23 protein-coding genes are annotated in these 25552 nt (G+C 39.7%); 15 read left to right on the top strand and 8 right to left on the bottom strand.

Annotated features, from left to right (window positions below; translation table 11 throughout):
• Window positions 1-23: 23 nt before the first annotated feature.
• Genes B4A24_RS00115 through B4A24_RS00100 form a run of 4 tightly spaced genes read left to right on the top strand, consistent with a single transcriptional unit; the run spans window position 24 to window position 3346 of the window.
• Window positions 24-731 carry a MotA/TolQ/ExbB proton channel family protein gene (locus B4A24_RS00115; RefSeq protein WP_172396420.1) on the top strand — a complete coding sequence of 236 codons (708 nt, stop codon included), beginning with the start codon at window positions 24-26 and terminating at the stop codon, window positions 729-731.
• Window positions 731-1141, top strand: coding sequence for an ExbD/TolR family protein (locus B4A24_RS00110; RefSeq protein WP_293941034.1), 411 nt, complete (start codon window positions 731-733; stop codon window positions 1139-1141). The genes B4A24_RS00115 and B4A24_RS00110 overlap by 1 nt, the downstream gene beginning before the upstream one ends.
• 58 nt (window positions 1142-1199) lie before the next feature.
• Window positions 1200-2027 carry an energy transducer TonB gene (locus B4A24_RS00105; protein ID WP_172396422.1) on the top strand — a complete coding sequence of 276 codons (828 nt, stop codon included), beginning with the start codon at window positions 1200-1202 and terminating at the stop codon, window positions 2025-2027.
• A gap of 11 nt (window positions 2028-2038) precedes the next feature.
• Complete coding sequence (locus tag B4A24_RS00100) at window positions 2039-3346, top strand: bifunctional folylpolyglutamate synthase/dihydrofolate synthase (protein WP_293941030.1); 1308 nt, start codon at window positions 2039-2041, stop codon at window positions 3344-3346.
• A gap of 106 nt (window positions 3347-3452) precedes the next feature.
• On the opposite strand, the gene B4A24_RS00095 is transcribed toward B4A24_RS00100, so the two are convergent.
• The 5 genes from B4A24_RS00095 to B4A24_RS00075 form a co-directional block, all read right to left on the bottom strand.
• The gene (locus B4A24_RS00095; protein ID WP_172396424.1) at window positions 3453-4472 is read right to left on the bottom strand and encodes an asparaginase; all 1020 of its coding nucleotides are present in this window, start codon (window positions 4470-4472) and stop codon (window positions 3453-3455) included.
• Window positions 4473-4485: 13 nt separating this feature from the next.
• Window positions 4486-5253 (bottom strand): TatD family hydrolase, encoded by a 768-nt coding sequence (locus tag B4A24_RS00090; RefSeq protein WP_293941025.1) that lies wholly within the window; start codon window positions 5251-5253, stop codon window positions 4486-4488.
• Window positions 5254-5503: 250 nt separating this feature from the next.
• Complete coding sequence (locus tag B4A24_RS00085) at window positions 5504-6508, bottom strand: FKBP-type peptidyl-prolyl cis-trans isomerase (RefSeq protein WP_172396426.1); 1005 nt, start codon at window positions 6506-6508, stop codon at window positions 5504-5506.
• A 23-nt stretch (window positions 6509-6531) separates the two neighbouring features.
• Complete coding sequence (locus B4A24_RS00080) at window positions 6532-7542, bottom strand: DHH family phosphoesterase (RefSeq protein ID WP_293942212.1); 1011 nt, start codon at window positions 7540-7542, stop codon at window positions 6532-6534.
• Window positions 7543-7659: 117 nt separating this feature from the next.
• Entirely contained in the window at window positions 7660-10299 is a 2640-nt protein-coding gene (locus B4A24_RS00075) for a hypothetical protein (protein ID WP_293941020.1), read from the bottom strand.
• Between the two features lie 271 nt (window positions 10300-10570).
• Between B4A24_RS00075 and B4A24_RS00070 the strand changes: the two genes are divergently transcribed.
• The 5 genes from B4A24_RS00070 to B4A24_RS00050 all read left to right on the top strand — a co-directional run bounded on the left by B4A24_RS00070 (window position 10571) and on the right by B4A24_RS00050 (window position 16830).
• The gene (locus tag B4A24_RS00070; RefSeq protein ID WP_293941017.1) at window positions 10571-10960 is read left to right on the top strand and encodes a DUF423 domain-containing protein; all 390 of its coding nucleotides are present in this window, start codon (window positions 10571-10573) and stop codon (window positions 10958-10960) included.
• 149 nt (window positions 10961-11109) lie between these two features.
• On the top strand, window positions 11110-13593 hold the full coding sequence (gene priA, locus B4A24_RS00065; protein WP_293941012.1) for a replication restart helicase PriA: 2484 nt from the start codon (window positions 11110-11112) through the stop codon (window positions 13591-13593).
• A gap of 220 nt (window positions 13594-13813) precedes the next feature.
• Window positions 13814-14470, top strand: coding sequence for a protein-L-isoaspartate(D-aspartate) O-methyltransferase (locus B4A24_RS00060; protein ID WP_293941010.1), 657 nt, complete (start codon window positions 13814-13816; stop codon window positions 14468-14470).
• 45 nt (window positions 14471-14515) lie between these two features.
• On the top strand, window positions 14516-16360 hold the full coding sequence (locus tag B4A24_RS00055; RefSeq protein WP_293941005.1) for a MutS-related protein: 1845 nt from the start codon (window positions 14516-14518) through the stop codon (window positions 16358-16360).
• Between the two features lie 68 nt (window positions 16361-16428).
• Window positions 16429-16830 carry an acyl-CoA thioesterase gene (locus B4A24_RS00050; protein WP_104383990.1) on the top strand — a complete coding sequence of 134 codons (402 nt, stop codon included), beginning with the start codon at window positions 16429-16431 and terminating at the stop codon, window positions 16828-16830.
• Window positions 16831-16916: 86 nt separating this feature from the next.
• Here the strand turns inward: B4A24_RS00050 and B4A24_RS00045 are convergent, their stop codons facing one another.
• Both B4A24_RS00045 and B4A24_RS00040 read right to left on the bottom strand, forming a co-directional pair.
• Window positions 16917-17291, bottom strand: a complete 375-nt coding sequence (locus B4A24_RS00045) for a DUF779 domain-containing protein (protein ID WP_293940998.1) — start codon at window positions 17289-17291, stop codon at window positions 16917-16919.
• A gap of 2 nt (window positions 17292-17293) precedes the next feature.
• Entirely contained in the window at window positions 17294-18796 is a 1503-nt protein-coding gene (locus tag B4A24_RS00040) for an aldehyde dehydrogenase family protein (protein ID WP_293940995.1), read from the bottom strand.
• Between the two features lie 271 nt (window positions 18797-19067).
• On the opposite strand from B4A24_RS00040, the gene B4A24_RS00035 reads away from it, so the two are divergent.
• Window positions 19068-19970, top strand: coding sequence for an AraC family transcriptional regulator (locus B4A24_RS00035; RefSeq protein WP_293940993.1), 903 nt, complete (start codon window positions 19068-19070; stop codon window positions 19968-19970).
• Between the two features lie 5 nt (window positions 19971-19975).
• On the opposite strand, the gene smpB is transcribed toward B4A24_RS00035, so the two are convergent.
• The gene (gene smpB / locus B4A24_RS00030) at window positions 19976-20431 is read right to left on the bottom strand and encodes an SsrA-binding protein SmpB (protein WP_293940990.1); all 456 of its coding nucleotides are present in this window, start codon (window positions 20429-20431) and stop codon (window positions 19976-19978) included.
• A 411-nt stretch (window positions 20432-20842) separates the two neighbouring features.
• Between smpB and spt the strand changes: the two genes are divergently transcribed.
• Genes spt through B4A24_RS00005 form a run of 5 tightly spaced genes read left to right on the top strand, consistent with a single transcriptional unit; the run spans window position 20843 to window position 25266 of the window.
• Window positions 20843-22042, top strand: coding sequence for a serine palmitoyltransferase (spt, locus tag B4A24_RS00025; RefSeq protein ID WP_172396436.1), 1200 nt, complete (start codon window positions 20843-20845; stop codon window positions 22040-22042).
• A gap of 13 nt (window positions 22043-22055) precedes the next feature.
• Complete coding sequence (locus tag B4A24_RS00020; RefSeq protein ID WP_293940986.1) at window positions 22056-23177, top strand: hypothetical protein; 1122 nt, start codon at window positions 22056-22058, stop codon at window positions 23175-23177.
• Window positions 23174-24166, top strand: a complete 993-nt coding sequence (locus tag B4A24_RS00015; protein ID WP_293940983.1) for an NAD-dependent epimerase/dehydratase family protein — start codon at window positions 23174-23176, stop codon at window positions 24164-24166. Before B4A24_RS00020 ends, B4A24_RS00015 begins: the two co-directional genes overlap by 4 nt.
• 9 nt (window positions 24167-24175) lie before the next feature.
• A complete protein-coding gene (locus B4A24_RS00010; RefSeq protein ID WP_172396439.1) occupies window positions 24176-24868 on the top strand; it encodes a CDP-alcohol phosphatidyltransferase family protein in 693 nt (230 codons plus the stop codon).
• A 2-nt stretch (window positions 24869-24870) separates the two neighbouring features.
• Window positions 24871-25266, top strand: coding sequence for a GtrA family protein (locus tag B4A24_RS00005; RefSeq protein WP_293940978.1), 396 nt, complete (start codon window positions 24871-24873; stop codon window positions 25264-25266).
• Window positions 25267-25552 lie beyond the last annotated feature (286 nt).

Genomic DNA, 25552 nt, shown 5'->3' with positions numbered 1-25552 from the left:
ACTATATAAAACTATTAATAATTATGTCATTAGTGCAAGATACAGCAAGGGCTGCTGTGGATACGTTTAATCAAGCTGCGCAACAACCATTACCTGCTGCTGCTAGTACAGAAAACATGAGTTTGATCGATATGATGATCAAAGGAGGATGGATCATGATTCCAATCCTTTTACTGTTCTTTATCGGATTGGTTATCTTCTTTGAACGCTATCTGACTATCCGCAGGGCAGCGAAATACGATAATAGTTTGATGTCACAGGTGAAAGCAAATGTTTTATCGGGAAATTTGGACTCTGCATTGGCAGTTTGTCGCTCCAGTAACTCGGCTTTGGGACGAATGTTGCAAAAGGGATTATTACGCGTCGGCAGACCGATCAAAGATATTGAAGGTGCCATTGAAAATGTGGGTAAATTAGAAGTTGCCAAATTGGAGAAAAACATCAATGTGCTGGGAATTATCGCGGGTATCGCTCCAATGCTTGGTTTCGTTGGTACAATCTTTGGGGTAATCAAGATTTTCCATGATGTAGAATTGGCGGGTGGTATTGATATTGCATCCGTATCCGGTGGTCTATATGTGAAAATGGTGTCTTCAGCTTCAGGGCTTGCTGTTGGTATCTTGGCTTATTTAGGCTATCATATCTTAAATATGATGGTTGAACGATTGATTTTACGTATGGAAACCGATGCAGTAGAATTTATTGATTTATTGGATGAACCAGGAAGATAATGAACTTACGAAGTAGAAAAAATAAACCATCTGCCGAAGTACATACTTCAGCGTTAAACGACATTATGTTTTTCTTGATGTTGTTTTTCCTGCTGGCCTCGGCAGTTTCGAATCCGCAAGTGGTTAAGCTATTGCTGCCAAAATCAAGTGCAGGTGAGCAATCTGTCGCAAAAAAGACAATTACAGTATCTATTACAAAGGAGTTGGGCTATTTCATCGATAAAAATCCAGTTCCCATAGAAGGCTTGGAAGCAGCAATCCAATCGCAGATGGCCAGTGGCGAAGAGTTGACTATTATGCTTTATGTCGATAGTACAGTCCCTATTCAGAATGTAATTTCGGTCATGGATGTAGCTAATCGTCTCAAAGTGAAAGTGGTATTGGCGACAGAGCCCAAAAAAGATAAGTAGGAGTAGTTAAACTTTTTTGAAGTTTATTGCTCATATGTTAATATAGGAGATTTATACAATGCGATATCATCTTCAACATGAAGAAAATAATTTCCCTAAGGCTTTGGGAATATCTACATTGGTCATGGCATCACTGCTTTTGATTGGTTTCTTTGTAGTGTTTAAGGCGCAGGAACCGGATGAGTATGGTATGGGTGGTATGATTGTAAACTATGGAACTTCTCCAGAGGGGATGGGCGACGATTACATGAGCGTAGAAGAACCCTCTATTGATCCCAACGCGAATAATGAGCGGCCGGATCGGATAGATCCTGTGGAGACTCCAACACCTACACCAACGCAGCAAGTTGCCGAAAAAGCAGTTGCAACGCAAGATATGGAAGAGGCTCCAGCGGTCACAAAAACGGAAAAGAAAGTGGTGTCAAAGGCTCCCGAAACAACTAAGCAGACAAAAGAAGTGGCACCACAGGCAAATGCGAAAGCTCTTTTCAAAGGCAATAAAAACAACGGCAAGGGTGCTGGCGATGGTACTGGTACAACACCGGGAAACCAAGGTTCTAAGTTGGGCGATCCTTTGGCAAGCAATTACGGTGAGGGTGGATCTGGTAATGGTAACATGATGTTGTCTATTGAAAACCGTAGTTTTACCCAGCGCCCAAGCATTGACGATAATGGTCAACAAGCCGGAAAGGTTGCCGTGGAATTCAGAGTGAATAAACAAGGCGTGATTACCTATGCACGTGCGGGAGTAAAAGGTACTACAATCACGGATCCAACATTGTTGGAGAAATGTGAACGTGCTGTCCGAGGCGCACGGTTAAATCAGTTGCCTAATGCGCCAGATTCCCAAACAGGGCGGATTGTATTCAATTTTAGATTAAGATAAAAATCATTCAGATGAATGCTTATAAGGAGGCAATCGAGTATCTATATACTCGATTGCCTATGTTTACAAGGGATGGTGCCTCAGCCTTCAAAAAAGACCTTGACAATACCATCAGACTTTGCAATGCGCTGGACAACCCGCAGCAAAAGTTTAAAACATTACATATCGCCGGTACAAATGGTAAGGGATCTACTTCTCATATGCTCGCGGCAATATTGGCGGAAGCAGGCTATAAAACTGGCCTCTATACTTCACCACATCTACTGGATTTCAGAGAGCGTATTCGTGTGAATGGCGCCATGTGCGAAAAGCAATTTGTGACGGATTTTGTTCAAACGTATAAGGAATTGATTGAGGACGTACAACCTTCTTTTTTCGAAATAACAGTAGCGATGGCTTTTGATTATTTTGAAAGAAGCAAAGTTGATATTGCTGTGATTGAAGTTGGGCTTGGTGGACGATTGGACAGCACCAATATCATCCAGCCTGTCCTTTCTGTTATTACCAATATCGGTTTTGACCACATGAATCTCTTGGGAAATACCCTGGGAGAGATAGCTAGCGAAAAAGCTGGTATTATCAAAGAAAATATACCTGTTGTAATTTCTGAGTATGCTGTCGAAACGGCAGCTGTATTTTTGGATAAGGCTCATGCTGAAGCTGCCCCCATTCAGTTTGCGTCTCAGGTTTACCAAACAAAGGCATTGGGAGTTGATCAAGATTTCCTCAACATTGAAGCGATCGATGGCCATGGAACCGTAGATCATTATCAACTTGATCTAAAGGGTTCCTATCAAGTAAAGAATCTTGCTGGTGTTCTTTTGACGGTGGACGAATTGCGTAAGCAAGGATTTGAGATCAGCCCGCTTCATGTGCATGAAGCCTTGAAGAAGGTTCAATCTACCACAGGTATTCAGGGGCGGTGGCAACAGTTATCCAAAGACCCGTTTGTGATCTGCGACACTGGACATAATGAAGACGGCATTCATGAGGTCATAAAAAACCTGAATGCCACGAGCTATGACAAGCTGCACTTTGTCATTGGAGCGATGCGGGATAAGGATCTTTCACATATGTTACCTTATCTGCCGAAGGATGCAGTTTATTACTTTTCTGCACCAGATATGCCGAGAGCAATGCCTGCGGATCTACTGCGTCAGGAGGCAGTGACCTTTGATTTGTATGGTGAAGAATTTGCTTCGGTACAGAAAGCATTTGCAGCCGCAAAAGCAGCTTATAAGAAAGGAGATTTGATTTTTGTAGGTGGGAGTAATTTTGTTGTAGCTGAAGTCCTGACGGAAATAGATAAGAAGTTTTAGCATAAAGAACAAGGATCAAAGATGTCAGGTTTGTAAGCCTAAGCTTATTCTGCGCAGTCCATGATCCTTTTCCTTAATCTTTATGCCTATCTTTTAGTACTTTTTTCTAATCGTTAACGGTCAGTTCGCCACGAATATCTTTTTCTATCCAGTAAGCAACTTCGTTTTGATCTTCGAGTTCACCCTGAAGATACATGAGTTTGGTGACAGCAGCTTCAAAAGTAAGATCGTATCCGTTGAGTACGCCAATGGCTTTCAGACCTTGTGAAGTTTCGTATCTTCCCAATTCAACCGAACCGACCTTACATTGCGAAATATTGAGGATATTTTTACCCTGATCTATTGCACCTTTCAATAGGTCCAGAAACCAGCTATCTGTGGTCGTGTTTCCCGATCCAAATGTCTCCATTACAATGGATCGCACATCGGAATCAAGAACAGATTTAATAGTCTGTGCAGATATTCCTGGAAAGAGCTTTAATACGGCAACACGGTTATCTAGCTTGGTATGTAGGATAAATTCTTTGTCAATATTATTCAATAAGGCATCTGTATTGTATTTAAGATGGATACCGGCTTCAACCAATACGGGATAGTTAGGTGATCTAAATGCTTCAAACTTAGCTGAATTATACTTAAATGAACGATTTCCCCGGAATAGCTTATTGTCAAAGAGGATGCATACTTCCTGAATAATGGAAACACCATCCTGCTTTGCAGAAGCAATTTCTAGTGCTGTCATCATATTTTCGCGTGCATCAGTACGGATTTCTCCAATAGGCAATTGTGAGCCAGAAAGTATTACTGGCTTTTGGAGCCCTTCCAGCATAAAACTTAATACCGAAGCCGTAAATGCCATCGTATCCGAACCATGCAGAATGACAAATCCATCGTAGTTCGCATAATTATCTTTGATGATCTGGGCCATTTCAATCCAGATCTCTGGTTTCATGTTGGAAGAGTCGATGATTGGTTCGAAAGAGTGTACGGTCAGTTTATAATCCAGACGGCTTAAATCAGGAAGATTACGCTTGATCAGCTCGAAGTCGAAGGGGACAAAAGTACCCGTTTCGTCTTTGACCATTCCTATGGTTCCACCGGTGTAGATGATAAAGATATTGTGCATGGGATTCTATAGATTATATACCAAAAATACGTTTTGAATTTGCTGTTGTAATTTCTGCCACCTGCTCAATGGACATGGCATGTAAGTCGGCTACTTTTTGAGCAATATGGATCAAATAACTACTTTCATTTTCTTTGCCACGATAGGGGACAGGAGCGAGGTAAGGCGCATCGGTTTCCAACACAATATGTTTTAAATCGATTTCTTTGACAACGTTGTCCAATCCTGCTTTTTTAAAGGTGACAACGCCACCAATTCCCAATGCAAAGCCTAAGTCAATTGCCTGTTGAGCTTGCTCCAAGGTGCCTGTGAAACAATGGAGAACGCCAAATAGCTTATCATCCTTAAGCTCCTCCAATAATTCGAACAATTCTGTAAAGGCTTCGCGGCAATGAATATCTATGGGTAAATTAAGCTCCTTTGCCCATTTTACCTGTGTTCGAAAAGCATCTTTTTGGATGTTTAGCGTACTTTTATCCCAATAAAGATCCAATCCGATTTCACCTATGGCATAGACTTGGTTGTTCTCCAAGCTCTTTCGGATGGTATTTAATTCATCCACATAGTTTTCCTTAACATCACAGGGATGTAAACCTAGCATAGGAAAACAATGGGCTGGATAAGCTGCAACGGTATCAAATACAGGTTTGATGGAAGCACTATTCACGTTTGGCAAAAAAAGACGTTCGATATGATTGTCTAAACAGCGTTGTAAATGTTCTTGCAACTTATTGGAACCTGCATGGTAATAAATGTGTGTATGTGTATCAGTAAGCAACATAGTTTTCTGCGTGGAGGCAAAAGTGGGTTAGGGTAAAACTTCTTTTATTATTATCGAATAAAGAGGCTTGCTAAATTGCCAAAATTATAATTCGATCTGCAAAGATAACTTATTAATTAAGAAAATGAAAATTAAATAGGAGGTTCGTTATTGTTGCCTACATATATGGAGAAGCAGGAGAGGTATATAACAAAAAGAGAGCCGTTTCATAGTGCGAAACGGCTCTCTTTTTGTTGATATTTTTATCAATTTATTTTTTAGCTACCGGAGCTTTTGCAGCAGGGGCTGTTGCTGTTGGAGCAGCAGTGCCTGGAGCCGTAGCCGCTGGAGCTGGAACTTTACCTGGTTTGATATCCAATACCTCAACTTCAAACACCAATGGTGCATAAGGAGGAATTTTACCTGATGGACGGTCTCCATAAGCCAAAGAAGAAGGAATAACTAAAGTTGCTTTAGTACCTTTGTTGAACAACTGGAATGCTTCAGTCCATCCTGGGATAACACCGTCAACACCCAATTGGAATTTCAATGCTTCGTAAGGACGCTGTGGCATAAAGATTTTCTCTTTCTTAGCAACATCTGGAAGGTTGGTGTCAAATACAAGTCCTGTAGTCAATGAACCGACATAATTTACATGAAGGGAATCACCTACTTTAGCATTCGCTCCTGTTCCGGGTTTAGTGATTACATATTGAAGACCTGAAGCTGTTTTTGTTGTTTTCAGGTTTTTGTCCTTGATATATTTTTCAAGTTTAGCTGGTTCAGCTGCTTTATGCTTGTTCAATTCTCCTTCAAAGTATTTTTGAACTTGCTCACCCAATTGTTGATCTGTTAATTTTCCTTTTTTGAAGTGTTTTTTGACTTTGATCGAGAATACTAAGAATTTGTCAGCAAATTCAGGTTTTGGTTGATGTGTTTTTGCGGCCATGGAATCCAAATTGATTTTGAATACCAAGCTATCGCCTTCACCAACATATTTGAATAAGCCTGTTGGATCACCAGGATTTTTTGCGATGATACTATCTGGATATAATTGAACGATCTGAGGAATTCCCATTTCGTAAGTGCTGCTCATGACAGAATCTCTATCTGTTGATTGTACAATGTCGATTGCTAGTAAATCGCCTGATACTGCTTTCTCTTTTGCATTATCATCTACGATTTTATACTCAAGACCACCTTCAGCCTTTTTGAATTTTTGGCATGACGTCATCAAAAGACCGGCAGCCGCGAAAAATAGAATTGCTTTCTTCATTTTCTAATGTATGTTACGATATCTTATTTTGTTAATATTTCTTTATAATTTGGTAAAACCGATTTGAATTTTGCAATCACAACATTCAGACTATCTTTCGAATTTCCGCCTGAAGCATTGAGATGTCCCCCCCCATTGAAATACAATTTACAGATTTCATTACAGGGTACTTCTCCAATCGATCGCAAAGATAGTTTAATTTGTTCATTTCTGTCAATAATTAACGCAGCTAATCGAATTCCTTTAATGGAAAGTGCGTAATTGACCAAACCTTCTGTATCCCCAGTGATGATCTGGAATTGATTGAGGTCTTCTTTGGTGACATGAATGACAGCCGTATTGTACTCATGAATAACTTCAAGACGATTGAGTAGGCAAAAGCCCAGAAATTTTAGACGGCTCTCCGAAGAGCTATTGTATATTTCTTCATGGATTGCCCAGTTTTGTGCGCCACAATCAATCAGGGTCGCAATGATACGGTGTATTTCGGAGGTGGTGGAGCGAAAACGGAAGGAACCTGTATCGGTCATAATACCTGTATAAAGACAAGTTGCCATCTCGGCACTAATACTATCTTCATCATGCATCTCACTCACTAGAAAACGATAGATTAGTTGTGCAGTTGCTGCCGCAGATGGATCCCAAAATGCATAATCTTCAAATCCTTCTGGATCCAGATGATGATCAATCATGCATTTGATTCCTTTTGCCTGACGTATTGGATCTCCCATCTCGTGAATACGGGCCAGTCCATTGAAGTCCAAGCAGAATAGTAGCTCTGCTGTTTCAATCTGCTGGTTATGTAGGATGATATTCTGCGTATAAATTTGTACGTTTTCTAAGCCAGGCAGCCAGTCTAAAAACGCGGGAAAATCTGATGGTACAATTAGATTGACCTGATGTCCCTTTGCGATCAACCAAAAATATAATCCCAACGACGAACCCAATGCATCTCCATCTGGTTTGTAATGTGTGGTGATCACAATACGCTTTGGTTCAGCCAATAATTCTTTTAATTCTTCCGATTTTAGCATAGTCATATTAAGTCTGCAAACCTACTATAAAAAATTTAGATTAGACAAATTTTTTATAAAGATCTTTCGCATCTTATTTTGTTTTGTTTTGGATTTAAAAAATTGGTTTTCAGATTCTTAAAATTTGTATACATACACCTTAAAATCCTTTTTCATACAAATCAAATAATTCGCATTGTCGCCATAGTTAATCCGTCCATAATAGAACTTTGAAAAGCCTTCTATTGGGAATCCCTCTTGTACCAAACCATCCGATCCAAAGACATAAATCAAGCGATTGTCAGTACCGACGCCCAATACATCGGACTTTCCGATACGTTTAAAGAATAATGGTCTATTACTGGTTTCTTCAATGAATTTATATTCAAAATAAGAAGAGGAATCTCTAGCACTATAGGCATTCAATTTATTGTTGGCTAAAATGACAAAATCTCTATCTGCGCCACCACTAATATCTTCGAAATTAAAGAACGCGTCTTTGCCCCAACTTCCTAATTTTATTTTTTTTGCTTCACCTTCAAATGGAACTTTAAAAACACTGCCTTTATTATCGGCAACATAAACAAATGAATTTTTTTCATCCGAAGCGGCTACTAATCCAATGGGGTTCTTCACACTTTCGCCATCTGTATCCAGGGTTTGTTTGCGAATGATCTTACCGTTTTCATTGAAAAAATAAACAGAAGCGGTACTAGTACCCGCGATTAGATAATTGGTCTGCCCCAAAGTAGTTGTTTTGAGGTCAAAAAGAATACGGCTATCTACAGTATTATTCTCCATTCCCTCCACTTTCTTGCCATCTAAAGTGTAAGCCAAGATGCGATCCGTGGCTGGGATATAGATACGTTGTTCTTTATTGAAGTTGGTCACGGTGGCGCCATAGCTTGCACTATAAGGTAACTCGACCGAAAATCCATTCACATTTTTTCCGTCAGGCATAATCCGGTACAACCGGCTTTTGGTGATAATGATGATACTAAGATCTTGTAATTGAATTGGTTCACCCAAGATTTCGCCTTGGAATAGATTCTGCCAAAGCTCTTTTCCATCAGGCGAAAAAGCATGTACGGTATGGTCCTGTTCCTGGATCATGATGAATTTGTTTTTACCATCCTGATCCAAAACCCACGGTTTATTGATGATTCGATTTTCAAGTTGAACAGTCCACTCTGGCTTTCCGCCCAAGCGTGTATCACTTTTATAAAGCCCATATAAGCTGGAAGCAAATGTCCCCTGATTTCCGCTTAATTGGTAAGACCATGAATAAAAATTTTGAAAACCAAATTGCTCCTCATCTTTAAAATTCTTCGCATAATCGGATTTTAGGTTATCCAAAATATTGCTTTTACCAGCTTTGGGCTCCAAATAAAAGGTGACATTGCTACGGCTATTTTGCAAAGCTGCATGATTCTTGAAAATAGCAGTTCCCGATAAGAATTGCTTTTCCCGGAACGATTCACGATAATCCCGTAGAATTCCTGTCCTGCTAGCGACGACCATGATATTGTCAACGATGGTAAAATAAGGTTTTGTGAAGCCTTTGAACGGTTCTCCAAATGCGGCATACAATAAGTTAGCATATTTAAATTGGTAGATTGAGTCACCGACAGATGAACTGAATTTCTTGAAATTATTTGCAAATCGACTGGAATCCGATAGGCTGATCAAGCCAAGCACATCTTGATTGTCCAATTCAGCCAATGCAAATTCATCATTAAAAATAGGCGTGATAACACTGTCAAATGATACCTTAGTATCATCTTCAAAATTCTTAATGCTTTTGTTCACACGATCATATTCGTTTTGCTTGATCAATAGCTCTTTTAATCCTGAATGAAAACTAGATGCATCTGAAATGCTAAAATCAATATATGATGCAGCGTTTTTTGGTAAATAGTTTCCTAGCGCCTGCACCTGGGCGGTTTGATTGGCAAATAACTGAAGATAACTGTTCTTGCTTCCGGTAAGATCTGTTTCCCCTTTAAAGATCAGGGCATCCTGTTTGAAGTTCATATTCCAGGAGGTTTGTCCTTTCAGGGAGTCAATTAAACTGAGGTAAGTGCCAAATTTTGATTTCATCAATATCCGTGCAACTTGTGCTACTTGCTCATTGAAAAAATATAAACTGAGCGGTGTATTTTTATTGTTATGATTGACAAAGAATTCAATCTGTTTGGCGTTGATTTTTTTTATATTCTTATCGAAAATTTGTGCAAGGACCTGTTTTGAATAGCTGGCAAAAATAATCTCATGGGAATAGGTACAATAGAGTGTACTGTCTTTTACTCCTTTATGGAGGCCATAGAATCGTTGACCCAATGTATCAAAAGGCTGAACTTTGTAATTGTTTCCCATCTGCCCGATAAGGGTAGCCAGCGAGTTATTGTCCAGACTTTGGCCGACCTGTACACTATAAAGTGCTGTTATCTGATTTTTTTCCTGGTGAAAGGACAACAATATCTGCTGTCCCGCAACGAAAGGGTCGAGTTGTTCGCTCTGTAACAATTCGGCTTTTAATCGTTCGAGGTTGCTAAAATTTCCTTGTCCCAGAATGGCTTTGAATGGTTCATAGCCGTTAAATATCGTGTCTACGGTCTCGTCATTGGCAAAAGATGCGATGGCGAGCGTGTTTTCAGGTAAGTATTGTAAAGCCTTGGAATCCTGTTTGTTGTTTTTGTTAAAATCTCCGAAAAGATAAATCGTTGCCGCAATGACGGCTATGAATAGTAGAATAGTGATGACTATTGTTTTTTTCATCAGAATAAATATTTATGGGTGCTCATCTTTAAATGGTATAAATGAGCGCGTTTCTCTCGATTTGTATCTTGATGGTAATGGGTAATCATCTGTATTAAGCTGATGATGGTGCCCTATGTAAAAACAAACCTAATAAAAATATGCGGGAAGCGCTATAAATTCATCCTGATTATAGCGCTTTGTAATATAAATTTAACAAAATATTCCTTATTTTGCTCTGTTTTTAATACATTTATCCGAGAAACACGTTTTCAGCATTCACTTTAATCTAATGAATAAGAAAATCATTTTAGCCGCTTCGTTGTTGGGAGCATTAGCTGTAATATTAGGAGCCTTTGGTGCCCACGGTCTAGAAGGAAAGGTAAGTGCATATCATATCGAAACTTGGAAAACTGCAAATCAGTATCATTTCTATCATACTTTTGCGTTGTTATTTTTATCTACTTTTTCGCGGGCAAAAACCTATTCGATCAAAGTTTCTTTTATCGCTTTTATCGTTGGTATTTGCTTTTTTTCGGGATCATTATATGTGCTTAGTATCCGGGAGTTAACCGGTTTCGGAAATCCAGCTATTTTGGGGCCTATTACTCCTTTGGGAGGTTTGTCCTTGATTATTGGTTGGATCGCGTTATTTGTGGCCGCGCTGAAAAATAAGTCGTAGTCCTAGTATTCGAAATAAATAAAGCTCGCAAGCTTGATAAATAAAGAGCCTTCCCGGGACTGAAAGTCCGGGAGGGCTTTCTTTTAGATGGATGGCTGCGCTGTTCTTTCTGTCTCTTTTTTTGTATTTTTATCCCATAATAAGAAATTATGTCCAATCCACAATCTTCGATTTTTAGTGAAAGAGATACCTTGTTTATTGATGTGGTTCTACCGCTAGCCTTGGCACGAACATATACTTACCGGATTCCAGTCGATTGGAATGATCGGGTACAGGTGGGGGTGCGGGTCATTGTGCAATTTGGACGAAACAAAATTTATTCGGCTGTCGTGAAATCGATAAGCAAAGAAGCCCCGTTGAAGTATGAGGCGAAATATATCTTGGATATCATTGATGACAGACCTATCGTCAATTTAGCGCAATTTAAGTTGTGGGACTGGCTAGCTGACTATTATATGTGTAGTTTGGGGGAAGTCATGCAAGCCGCACTTCCAGCGGCATTAAAATTAGCAAGTGAAACGAAGGTGGTCTCTTCCATGACAACAGAATTCGATCGTTCGACACTCTCTGATAAAGAATATATGATAATTGAGGCGCTGGAAGTAGCGGGAGAGCTTAAAGTTAATGATATTGTGAAGTTACTGGGACAGAAAACGGTCTTTCCAATATTAAAACAATTGTTTGACAAAGGGATTGTCCTGATCTCAGAGGAAATAACAGAAAGATATAAACCTAAAACAAAGGCATTTCTACGTTTTGCACCGGACTTTAAACATGAAGATGCGAAGCGTGAACTACTTGATAGTCTTAATCGTGCACCAAAACAGCAAGATGCGGTGTTGGCATTTATGCAGCTTGTTAAGAAGACTGAAGAGATTACACGTCCTATGTTGGCGGAAGCTTCAGGCTGTGGCAATGGCGCCATTACAGCATTGATTGACAAAGGTGTATTTGAAATAAAAGAAAAAGTCGTATCGCGGTTTCAGGGAGAAGATATAGAATTGGACGCCAATTTTCAATTCAACGAAAACCAACAGAGAGTTTTTGATGAAATTAATGCATCTTTTGAAGAGAAGGAAGTAACACTTTTACATGGAGTGACTGCTTCAGGGAAAACTCAGATTTATATAAGACTTATAGAACAGGCTATAGCGGAGGGAAAATCAGCTTTATACCTTTTGCCGGAGATCGCACTGACAGCGCAGATTACGGCTCGATTAAAGCTGCATTTTGGCGATAAGCTGGGTGTTTATCACTCTAAGTTCAATGATAACGAACGTGCTGAAGTATGGCATAAAGTGATGAAAAATGAGTTTCATGTTGTTATCGGCGCCCGGTCCTCCATATTCCTTCCTTTTCAGGATCTGGGAATTATTATTGTTGATGAAGAGCACGAAAGTTCATACAAGCAATTTGATCCAGCGCCCCGGTACCATGCTCGCGATACTGCAATTTATCTAGGCTTTTTGCATCAGACAAAGGTATTATTGGGCTCCGCAACACCATCGTTGGAAAGTTATTATAACGCCAAAGCAAAAAAGTACGGGTTTGTACAGCTGTTGGAACGCTATGGTAATGCGCAATTGCCCAGTGTCGAACTCGTCAATATTCCAGAAGAAGGGCGAAAGGAAAATATGTTTTCATATTTTTCGGGAACGCTGTTAAAAGCCATTGAAGAAGCCGTTAAGAACAAGGAACAAGTTATCCTGTTTCAGAATAGGCGCGGACACACCACCATGATCCAATGTAATACCTGTGGTTTTGTTGCTAAATGCGTGAATTGCGACGTCAGCTTAACGTATCACAAAAGCTCTAATATGATGCATTGCCATTACTGTGGGCATGTTGAACCCCCAATTCGGGTGTGCCCGGCCTGTGGTATGCCTCACATCGAAAGTAAAGGCTTCGGGACAGAACGGGTGGAAGAGGAATTGGAACTGCTTATACCTGAGATTCGCATTGGTCGGTTAGACCTGGATTCCACAAAAGGGAAGTATGGATTTGATAAGATTATTACAGCTTTTGATGAACATGAGTTTGATGTACTGATTGGCACACAAATGGTGGCCAAAGGGCTGGATTTTGGACGAGTCAGCTTGATTGGTGTTGTCAATGCGGACACAATTATTAATTTCCCTGATTTTCGCGCTTATGAACGCTCTTTTTCCCTGTTTTCCCAAGTCGCAGGACGGGCTGGTCGCCGGGAAGCTGGCGGAAGAGTAATTATTCAAAGTTATACAACAAAGCACAGGGTTCTGGAACAGGTTGTTAACAATGATTATGAGGGGATGTTTATGACGGAAATCACAGAGCGCAAGAATTATCTTTACCCTCCTTTTTACCGCCTTATTCGTATTGATATTAAGCATACTGATTTTCAAAAATGTCACGATTCCGCCATTCGTTTTGCTTCGGCATTGCGCCAGCAATTAGGGGCAAGGGTATTGGGGCCTGAGCCACCATTGGTGTCCCGCGTACGGAATAATTTTATTCAGACCATTACACTCAAGATTGAACGGACAAATATCAGTATTGCGAAGGTAAAGGAATTGATCCGGTCGGTGTTATTGGATTTTGAGCTTGATAAAGCAAATAGCGGGGTTCGTGTTCAGGTAGACGTCGACCCTTATTAATTGTGCATTCATGTAAGTTTTGTCTGGTATCGTAAATTGGCGTCCCGCGCTGAGACTATGAAACGTTATGTTTTAACTTGTTAATTATTTTGTAGTTATGATTTTATTGGGAAAATGTTCAGTTATGTAATTGGTATGTCTTTCATGTATTGGCTTGAAGTTAAGTGATTTGTGAATAGTTCGGTCGAATATCCCTTTTTAAAAGTAAATTTGAAACATCATGGCGTATAAGTTTATTGATAATTATCGGGAAAGAGGTGCACGCAAGAAATTGGTCGAGCACCTAAAAGGAAGAGGCATTGAAGACCAAAAAGTACTGGAAGCCATTGCGAAGGTGCCACGTCATTTTTTCTTTGATGAAACCTTTTGGAATCAGGCTTACCGGGATATTGCTTTTCCAATCGGCGACGGACAGACGATCTCCCAACCCTATACGGTTGCTTATCAATCGGAATTGCTCCACGTGAAAAGGGGGGATAAGGTACTGGAAATAGGGACTGGATCCGGTTACCAAACATGTATTTTACTTGAACTTGGTGCTGAAGTATATACAATAGAACGCCAAGAAAACCTGTACCAACGGACAATTCAGGTATTACCTTATATGGGATATAAGGCTAATTTCTTTTTGGGAGATGGCTCCAAGGGGATTGCAGAACATGCACCTTACGATAAAATTATCGTCACTGCAGGAGCTCCATTTGTACCGGAAATCATGCTTAAACAGTTGAAAGTGGGGGGGATTTTTGTAATTCCGGTAGGGGACGAGAAGTCTCAGAAGATGGTAACAATAATTCGTGTGGGGGAAAATGATTTTGATCGAATTGAGTTAGATACATTTCGTTTTGTTCCTTTGGTAGGTGATCAGGCCTGGTAGCTGAAGGAACTTATTCAAAATAGAACATGAAAAACCTTCTGCTTGATGGAAAATAAATATTTAGGAATGAATTCAATCGCTACATTATATGCGCAAAAGCATCAAGAAATTGCGTCAACGCTCTTAAAATTAAATAAGCAGGTTAATGCTTTGAGTTTAAGTCGGCTACTCGTCATTCTTGGCGGTGGAGCGCTGTTGTTTTATACTTTTCAGTTGGAAAGTCTACCCTTGGTCTTCTTTTGTTTCTTTGCCTTGCTATTCTTTTTTGCTTATTTAGTGCGCCGGCAAAGTCAACTTGAACTTCAGAAAAATTATTTTGAAGCCTATTTAAAGGTACTTTCCAACGAACAGGCCATAGCGGAAGGGAAAATGAATATGTATGCCCATGGAGAGCAATTTGAAGATGGCAACCATCCTTATAGTTCGGACATGGACGTATTTGGCTCCCATTCTTTATTTGCTCAATTGAACCGCTCGACGACAAAACAGGGTATTGATCTGCTGGCATCTTGGTTAAGTGCTCCTCTGGACAAGGAACAGATCCGGCGCAATCAGGAAGCATCGAAAGAATTGGAAAATGAATCTGAATGGATATGGGATTTTCAGGCAAAACTGCTGGCAAACCTAAATCATAAATTGGATATTAAAGCGTTTTTGTCCAATTATTTTCAAGACCGGAATTTTAACTTTGGAAATGGTTTCATGCGCATGTATGTCAAGGTCGGTCCGGCTTTATTTGCGGTGGCGCTTGTTGGGAGCTTCTTTATTCCCCAATTTACTGCTGTCGCCACCATATTGGGGCTGTTCCATGTGCTTTGGGCTTTTGCCAAAGCAGGTAGTGTGAGTTTATTCTCCTCAAGAATAGACAAGATAGGTGGGATACTGGGATCCTATGCGGATGCCATACAGGCTATTGAAAGCCATGCGTGGAAATCGGCCTCTCTACAGGAAATGGCGAATGAATTAAAACAAGGGAATCATGCTGAACCTATTTCAAAAGCTTTTAAAAAACTCGCCGCACTGATCAATAATCTGGATGCACGTAATAATGTATTTGTTGGACTATTTCTAAACCTCTTTTTGCTGTGGGATTTTAGACAGGTACTGGCTATCGTTGATTGGAAGAACAAGTATCAACATGAGATCTTAAATTCTTTTGATACTTTGGCAAAGGTTGAAACTGTGAATAGCCTTGCTATTTGGAAAAGAAATCATCCAAATTACGTCTATCCTGTCATTTTGGACAATCCCAATGAAGACAAGATTGATGCAGAGGGCATTTATCATCCGCTTATTCCGAACGAACAAGTTGTCGCTAATGATTATACAAGTAGGGATCATCGGGTCGCATTGGTGACCGGATCCAATATGGCGGGAAAAAGTACGTTCTTGCGAACAATTGGAATTAACGCAATTCTAGCCTATGCAGGAGCAAGTGTTGCTGCTATTTCATTTCGGCTACCGGTCTATAAGCTAATATCTTACATGCGTATCAAAGATAATTTGAACGAAAGTACATCTACATTTAAGGCGGAGCTCAACCGGATGAAATTTATATTAGATACAGTTGCCTCCCATATAGATAGTTTTTTTCTGATTGATGAAATGTTACGTGGAACAAATTCGGTGGATAAGTATTTGGGATCTCGTGCAATTATCAAACAATTAGTCCGCTTGGATGGCAAAGGAATGGTAGCTACGCATGATTTGCAGCTGTCCAGCTTGGAACAGGAGTTTTCCGGAGCGATCAAAAATTATCATTTTGATATTCAGGTGAATGAAGGGCAGATGCTGTTTGATTACAAATTGAAGACTGGAGAGTGTAAGATCTTCAATGCTTCCTTGTTACTGAAGGGGATAGGCGTGGATATTGAAGAAAATATTGGATAAAAATGACTTTACAGTATTTGGATAGCCTTACATTTGTGGTCTCTTAAATTCACAAAAATAAACAATAAATGACTTTACAAGAACGTATTGATTTATCGGAAACGCATGTATGTACAACCGTATTCCCGTTTTTGACCAATCATCACGATACCTTATTCGGCGGTAAGGCGATGTCCATTATGGATGAAGTGTCTTTCATGGCGGCAACGAGATTCTGCCGGAAAACTTTAGTGACTGTATCCACTGACCGTATTGATTTTAACAAAGCAATTCCTTCTGGAAGTATTATTGAGGCTATTGCACGTGTCCAGAATGTCGGGCGTACCAGTCTCAAAGTGAAAGTTGAAATATTCTTGGAGCATATGTATAAAGAAGGACGTGAACTCGCTATAGAAGGTGTTTTTACCTTTGTTGCTTTGGATGAAAATAAACAGCCGATCCCTGTTTTAGAAGGTTTAGATATCGAATAGCCTGCCTAGTGTATAGCTGGGGCGACTTTTGTCCGCGATGGCAAAGGTTTAGAAAAACGGATGGAGCAAACCACCCGTTTTTGTATTTATTCACTACGTTTGATCGGACTAAGTTCTTTTAATTCTTCTTCGGTAAAGAGCCGATAGCGTACTTTAAAGGTTTTGCCTAATGGTGTTTCCAAAGAAAAACCACCTGGTCCAAATCCCTCCAATACATCAAGGGTGAAATGGGTATGTTTCCAATACTCAAACAAATCTCGGTCTACCCAAAACTCATATCCTTCAACCAATCCAATCATGGCGTCATTCATCCGGGGAAAATATCCCCCTTTTTCAAAACATTGAGGCTGGGTACCTTCACAGCAGCCCCCTGCCTGATAAAACATCAATGCACCGTGTTGTGCTTCAAGGGCATGAATGAGATCCTTAGCTTTGTCCGTACTATCTATTCTGTTGACCATCGTTAAAAGAATCCTAGTTTCTCCTTGCTGTATGAAATTAACATGTTTTTTGCCTGACGATAATGGGCAAGCATCATCTTGTGATTTTCTCTGCCAATTCCTGATTGTTTGTAGCCTCCAAATGGGGCGCCTGCTGGGTAAGAGTGATATTGATTGACCCATACGCGGCCGGCCTGAATGGCACGTGGAACCTGATAAAGCTGATGTGCATCTCTGGTCCATACACCGGCTCCGAGACCATACATCGTATCGTTGGCGATAGCAATAGCTTCCTGTTCATCTTTGAACGTTGTAACCGCCAAGACCGGTCCAAAAATCTCTTCCTGAAAGATACGCATTTTATTATTTCCTTTGAATAGCGTTGGTTTGATGTAATAACCTTCTTCAAAGCCTACGCCTACATTATTTTCGTCTCCGCCAGTTAACACTTCGGCTCCTTCTTGTTTGCCCAGTGTGATATAAGACATAATTTTGTCCTTTTGAATTTTGGAAGCCTGGGCTCCCATCATTGTTGTTGGATCCAATGGGTCACCCACTTTGATCTGATTGACCCGATCGATAACCCGGGCAATAAACTTATCGTAGATGTCCTCCTGCACTAATAACCGCGACGGGCAGGTACATATTTCACCTTGATTAAGGGCGAATAAAACAGCTCCTTCGATCGCTTTGTCTAGAAATGCATCGTCAGCATCCATGACAGAACTGAAGAATATGTTCGGGGATTTTCCGCCCAATTCAAGTGTTACGGGTATGATATTTTCTGTAGCGTATTGCATGACTAATCGACCCGTGGCGGTGGATCCTGTAAAGGCTGCCTTCGCGACTTTAGGGTTCGTTATCAAGGCTCTGCCTAGTTCGGAACCAAAACCGTTGACAATATTTACCACACCAGCGGGTATGAGGTCACCAATAATTTCCATCAGAATCAGGATGGATGTCGGTGTGCTTTCTGCAGGTTTTAAAACAACTGTATTACCAGCAGCCAGAGCTGGCGCTAGCTTCCAGACAGCCATTAGAATCGGGAAGTTCCAGGGAATGATCTGGGCGATAACGCCGATCGGTTCGTGTACAATCAAGGAAACAGTGTTGCTGTCCAGTTCAGTTATAGATCCCTCTTCCGCACGGATTACGCCTGCAAAGTATCTAAAATGATCAATAGCGAGAGGTATATCAGCATTTAATGTTTCGCGTACTGCTTTTCCGTTATCTATCGTTTCTACTGCGGCAATATATTCCAGATTAGCCTCGATGCGGTCGGCGATTTTGTTGAGCATAATACTCCGTTCGGTTGCCGATGTTTTTCCCCAGGTTTCAAAGGCTTTGGACGCCGTATCAACTGCCAGATCGAGATCTTCTTTCGTTGAATGCGCTACCTGGGTGTATACTTTACCATCCACCGGCGAGATGTTGTCGAAATATTTTCCTTGGATTGGGGCTACAAATTTACCACCAATGTAATTGTCATATCGCTCCTTGAACGATGGTCTTTTAATTGTGCTCATATGATTTATATTAGTTATTTTTACTCCCTACTTATCAAAGTTAGCCTGTAATTATTCAATACCGTAGCATTATCGAAGCAAAGCATAGCATCATTGTTGCAGTAAAGCATAGGATTATTACAGCAGGATATCCTAAACAATACTTGATTTTTTTTGTTATATTTCCTTAACAATAAAACTTGCAATGGCTGAGGAGAGGCCGATAAATTGCTTTTTACATGCAATTTATCTAAGTTTGATTGATATCCAATGGATAATTAGTTGATGTAATATGAGGGATAGGACACTGATTCATAGATTACCATTTTCTCAAGGACGGGAACTCAGTACATTGGTAGAAAACCGGCGTGCTTTTACGTTGGATAGCCTAGAATTGAATATATTCGAAACCTATCGTGTCTCTGAATATGTGCCTTTGCGTTTTGATGATTTAGTGATGATCAATATGATTCAGGGAAAGAAAGTTATGCATCTGGAACAAATAAAAGCATTCGACTATCTACCTGGACAGATGATCGTATTGCCGGCCATGGTCGGTATGCATATTGATTTTCCGGAAGCTACTTGGGAACAGCCTACGCAGTGTACAGCTTTAACCATCCGCAAGGACAAGATAGATGCTGTGTTGGACTATTTAAATGAATTTTATCCAAAGGGACAATTGGACCGCTGGCATATTGATCCCGAGCTTTTTCATCTTTACAATTCCAGCGAACTGGCCGAGCTGGTTAATAAATTATTTCAAATAATTATAAGTGAGAATGCATTTAAAGATGCTTTGGCAGATTTGACATTTAAGGAACTTACAATTCGATTGTTGCAGTCACAATCGCTTATGGCATTGAAGGTTGGGAAGTCGTCTAATAAAGTGCTTATACATCTACAAGAGTTTATTCGCAGAAATATCACCGAGAAAATATCCGTAGATTTACTTGAGAAGGCCGCTCACATGAGCAAAGCGAGTTTGACTCGGATGTTTAATCGTGAATTGGGGCTGAGCCCAATGGAATATGTGATACAACAGCGTATACATAAAGCAAAACAATTGTTACTCTTAACCCGCAATGTCAAGGAATCTTGCTTTGGCGCGGGGTTCAATGACGTCAATTATTTTGTTCGGTTGTTTAAAAATAGGGTAGGTGTTACGCCAGGAGCATTTGTCCTGGCGCAATAGCAAAGTTAAAATTTCATGACGCGGTCTAGTTCGCGTTTGACATCCCTTTCCTTTATATTTTCGCGCTTATCGAAATCTTTTTTACCCTGTGCCAAAGCGATTTCAACTTTTGCAAAACCACGTGTACTGATAAATATACGCAAAGGAACGATCGTAAACCCGCGCTCTTCACCCTTTTCTTTTAGTTTTTTCAATTCTCTCTTTGTCAGCAGAAGCTGGCGGTCGCGTTTTGCTTCATGGTTGTAAAATGAACCCATGGAATACTCCGCAATATGCATGTTACGAATGTAAAGTCCATCGTTAAAGAAACTGCAGAAACTATCATTAATATTTGCTTTTCCCTCGCGTATTGATTTTATTTCTGTCCCTAAAAGCCGGATTCCGGCGACGTATTTGTCTAGTAGATGATACTCAAACGAAGCTTTTTTATTTTTTATATTGATATCTGAAGATAAAGCCATATATTGTTGTATATTAGTAAGTCTATACCATTGCTATTGCAATGAACCTAAATGTAACTAATTATAGGATAATTTAAAGTTCGCAAATATAATTATTAAAATTGTCTTATTTTATAGTAGAATTGAGTGGGGAAGATGTTAGGGGAGTATTAAAATAAAATTAACTGTTTTGGGCGATGTGTTAAAAATATGACTAAATTTAAGTGAAAGTCAGATTATGTTTTCGTATGTTTGCAACGTTTTTTGGAATTATTGTGAATATATACAACGTAGAATTTCAACTTACATTGTGGATAGAGCAGATTTTTATTCGAAGACAGAGTTTTTTATATAAAAGTCCAATTCGAGAATTTTGTTTGTTACAATAACATCTAAAAGTTAGAAATAGTTTTAGAAATACCTTTTTATCGCATGAGTAAAGGAAAGTTAGGCGAAAAAATATCGCAATTTAAGATTGTAGAGGAGTTAAAAGCTAAAGGCTTATATGCCTATTTTAGACCGATTCAATCAAAGCAAGATACCGAGGTAAAAATCGATGGTAGACGTGTATTGATGTTTGGTTCTAACTCTTATTTAGGGTTAACGACTGATATACGTATTATAAAAGCAGCGCAAGATGCTTTGGAGAAGTATGGTACTGGATGTGCTGGATCGCGTTTCTTAAACGGTACGTTGGATATTCACGTAGAACTGGAAGAAAAATTGTCTGCTTATGTAGGTAAAGAGGCTGCGATTCTTTTTAGTACCGGATTTCAATCAAATCTTGGACCATTGTCCTGTCTGATGGGGCGTAATGATTATATTTTGCTGGATGAGCGTGATCATGCATCTATTATTGATGGAAGCCGTTTGTCGTTTGCAAAAGTCATCAAATACGCTCACAACAATATGGAAGATTTACGTGCCAAATTAGCTAGATTGCCAGAAGAAAGCGCGAAGCTAATTTGCACCGACGGTATCTTTAGTATGGAAGGTGATATTGTTAACTTACCGGAGCTTACGGCAATTGCTAATGAGTTTGATGCTGCTGTAATGGTGGATGATGCACATAGTTTGGGGGTTATTGGGCACAAGGGCGCTGGTACAGCATCACATTTTGGCCTTAATAGCGATGTGGATTTAATCATGGGTACGTTCAGTAAGTCATTAGCTTCTTTAGGTGGATTCGTAGCAGGTGATGCTGATGTTATTGATTTTCTGAAACACAATGCACGTTCAGTAATGTTTAGTGCTTCGATGACGCCAGCATCTGTGGCTTCTACATTGAAAGCATTGGAGATCATTCAGAATGAACCAGAGCATATTGAAAAACTGTGGAAAAATACGGATTATGCCAAAGCACAATTATTAGATCATGGCTTTGATTTGGGTGCTACGGAAAGTCCTATTTTGCCAATATTTATTCGTAGCAATGAAAAAACCTTCTGGGTAACTAAAATGCTGCAAGATGATGGCGTATTTGTTAATCCAGTTGTTTCTCCGGCAGTTCCTGCTGAGGAGTCTCTAATTCGTTTTTCATTGATGGCGACACATACTTATGACCAAATTGACGAGGCAATCGAAAAGATGGTTAAAGTATTCAAACAAGCTGAAGTTGAAACATTAATATAAAATCTAATCGTATATGATTCAGATTGTACCCGTTGAAACAAAGAAACAAAGACGGTTGTTTATAGATTTCCCTCATAGTCTCTATGCGGGAAATCCTAATTATGTACCAGCCTTATTTCTTGAACAAGAAGACCTGCTTTCTCCTAATAAGCATCCTTTCTATAAACATTCTCAAGCACAACCTTTTCTAGCTTATCGTGATGAAAAAATAGTTGGCCGAATCTGTGCGATTTGGAACAACAATCACAATGCATTTAATCATGTCAATGAAGGGCAATGGGGCTTTTTTGATTGTATTGACGATCAAGAGGTCGCAAATACATTGTTTGAAACTGCTGAGAAATGGGTAAAAGCAAAAGGTGGAAATACTATTGTTGGGCCGATCAACTTATCCACCAATGACACAGTGGGGCTTTTAGTCGATGGATTCGATAGGCCTCCTGTGGCGATGATGCCTTACAATTTTCCTTATTACATAGATTTGATTACCAATGCCGGTTATGGGCATAAGGTAGATCTTCGGGCATATTTGGTGATGGAGCAGACTGCTGATAAGCGATCTGTGATGCTATTAGATAGGTTGGAGGAACGCTTAAAGAGGTCTGGCATCACACTACGCCAATTTAATGTAAAGGATTTTAAAAACGAAGCTGCGAAGGTTCGGGATATCTATAATAGAGCCTGGGATAAAAACTCTGGATTTGTTCCAATGACGGAGGAAGAATTTAATTATACGGCTAAAGATCTAAAAATGATCCTTGATCCGCGTTTTGCCATTGTCGCAGAGAAAGATGGTGAACTTGTTGGTTTTGGCTTAGGTATTCCTGATATCAATCAAATTCTTATCAAAGTGAAGAAAGGTCGTTTACTTCCTACGGGTATTTTTAAGCTGTTGTTCGGAAAGAAAAAAATCAATTTGCTACGGGTGTTGATGTTGGGTGTATTGGAGGATTATCGCAAGCTTGGTATTGAGGCTTGTTTGTATGGCCGAATTATTAAAGAATCGAAAGGTTCCAATATAAAGGGGGCTGAATGTTCATGGATGTTGGATCATAATTATATGATGAATCATGCTATTGAACAAATGAATGGAGAATTGTACAAACGTTATCGTTTGTATCAAAAATCATTATGATAGAGAAAATATTGATCACTGGAGCGAGTGGTTTTGTAGGCTATCATTTGACAAGAGCAGCTAAGGAAGCAGGGATGGAAGTGCATGCTGCTGTAAGGAAGTCGAGTGATGTTTCGGAGATTCGTTCTGTTGTGGATAAATTTGTTTATCCTGATTTTACTAATGAAGCGTCTATCAAAGCGTTGCTGGAAGCTGAAAATTATACCTATGTCGTACATGCGGCGGCAATGACGCGTGCCAAGCGTGAGGAAGATTTAGAAAAGGTCAATGTTGACTATACTAAGAATTTGGCATCCGCTTGTTTTTCTCTGAAAAATCCAATCAGTAGATTTGTTTTTGTTAGTAGCTTGGCCGCCATAGGCCCTGTGTCTTATCATTCGGATTTAATTAAGGAATGTAATCCCTATTGTCCAGTGACAACCTATGGTCGAAGCAAAAGGAAGGCGGAACTCGCATTGCGTGCTTTTGATGATCAACCATTAACAATATTAAGGCCTACCGCAGTATATGGTCCAAGAGAAAAAGATATTTTTATTCTTTTCAAGACAATGAACGGGGGGATGGATGCTTATGTTGGTAGATCGCCCCAAAAGTTGAGTTTTATTTATGTAGCTGACCTAGTCCAAGCGATTTTGAATGCGTGCCGTTTTGATCAAGGCGGAAAAAACAGCTATAATCTAAGTGATGGGCACATATATGATCGTTATGAAATGGCCAAAATTTTCAGGGAGTTCACGCAGAAGAAAATGATCCGGATGCATATTCCTTTGGGAATTGTGAAAGCAGTGGCGGTAATCTTTGAACGTCTATATAAAAATTCAAAAACAATACCTGTACTATACCCAGAGCGATTGAATGAACTTACAGCAGAAAATTGGGGCTGTGATATTTCATTGGCGCAAAGCCAGATACAATACCAACCTAAATATAATTTGAGAGCGGGCTTAATGGAGGCATTGGCTTGGTATAAAGAAAATAAATGGTTATAATCGCAGATAATGAGTGAGTTTAAAATAAATAAAAAGCTTTTTCAAGATCGGAAAAGAACGAATATCCTAAGTGAACCCGAACAAAAGTTGATTACATACCTAGTGCCGCGGGTTCCGAATTGGATTACTTCTGATGGCCTTACAGCGATCGGTTTTTTTGGATCCCTGATGGTTTTAGGGAGCTTTCTACTAGCAGAATATGTCGATATCCATTATTTACTGTTGGGTATTCCTGGTTTTTTTGTACAATGGTTTGGTGATTCATTGGATGGACGTATTGCGTTTTATAGGAATAAATCACGCCGTTGGTATGGATTTGCACTAGATATTGTAATGGATTGGATTAGTACAGTATTTATCGGATTGGGATATGTCCTTTATACGACAGGTGATTTTAAATATCTCGGCTTTACGTTGGTCTCCTTATATGGATGGGCGATGATTATATCCCAGCTTCGGTATAGAATTACAGATAAATACACCATAGATGCTGGTATATTGGGTCCAACAGAAATTCGTGTGATTATTTCGCTGGTGATGTTATTGGAGGTATTTATGCCCGGTTCTATTAATTGGTGTGTATTTGTGATCTGCCTGTTGCTTTTTATTATTAATGCAAACGATACACGTCTGTTGTTAAAATTGGGGGATGCGAAGGATAAGGAAGATAAATTGAAAAAACAACAAGAGGAGGCGGGCTAAGTATGTCTTCAAAGATTGTTACTTTTCTAAAAGCACAACTGTCCGCCTTTCTGGGCGGATTGTTTGATTTTGGTGTATATTCTGCCTGTTATAAACTGTTACATATTAGCGCGCCTTTCTCCAATGCAATCAGCGGGAGCCTTGGCGCTGTTGTAAATTTTCTGATCAATCGGTATTGGTCTTTTGGTAGCACTCAAAATTCTGTTGGTAGCCAGTTATGGAAGTTTGTGATTGTTGTCAGTGGCAGTATTCTGCTTAAATCTACTGGTATACACTTTCTGGTGGATGTTTACCATTTTAATTTTTTGTTTTCGAAGCTACTTGTCGAGTTACTTGTCTCTTTAGGGTTTAACTATACGCTTCAACGCTTTTGGGTTTTTAGAACCGAAAAGAAATAATTTGCGATATATCAATTGAACGGCTCTGCTTTACCCAGTAAATTTTTTCTATTACTTTTTCAGAGCCACCATGCACTATTTTTATATTTTGGAATTTCAGGATCAAAAGCTGTAGCTAAATAGGGTTCTATCCCTGCTTGCCACAAATTATTTGGAAAACGTTTGCCCTACTTGTTACGATGCCAGTTTCCAAGAACCTCTTTTTAGAATTTCATCTATATATAAACGAATGTAAGGACTGTAATTTTTAACGAGCACTACAACGTTTAGACTATCGAGCCACCAT

It is taken from the genome of Sphingobacterium sp. UBA7249, from assembly GCF_002472835.1.
GTDB classification, from domain to species: Bacteria; Bacteroidota; Bacteroidia; order Sphingobacteriales; family Sphingobacteriaceae; genus Sphingobacterium; species Sphingobacterium prati.
Note: the sequence above shows the minus strand (reverse complement) of the source record. Positions and strands in the feature narration are given on the sequence as shown.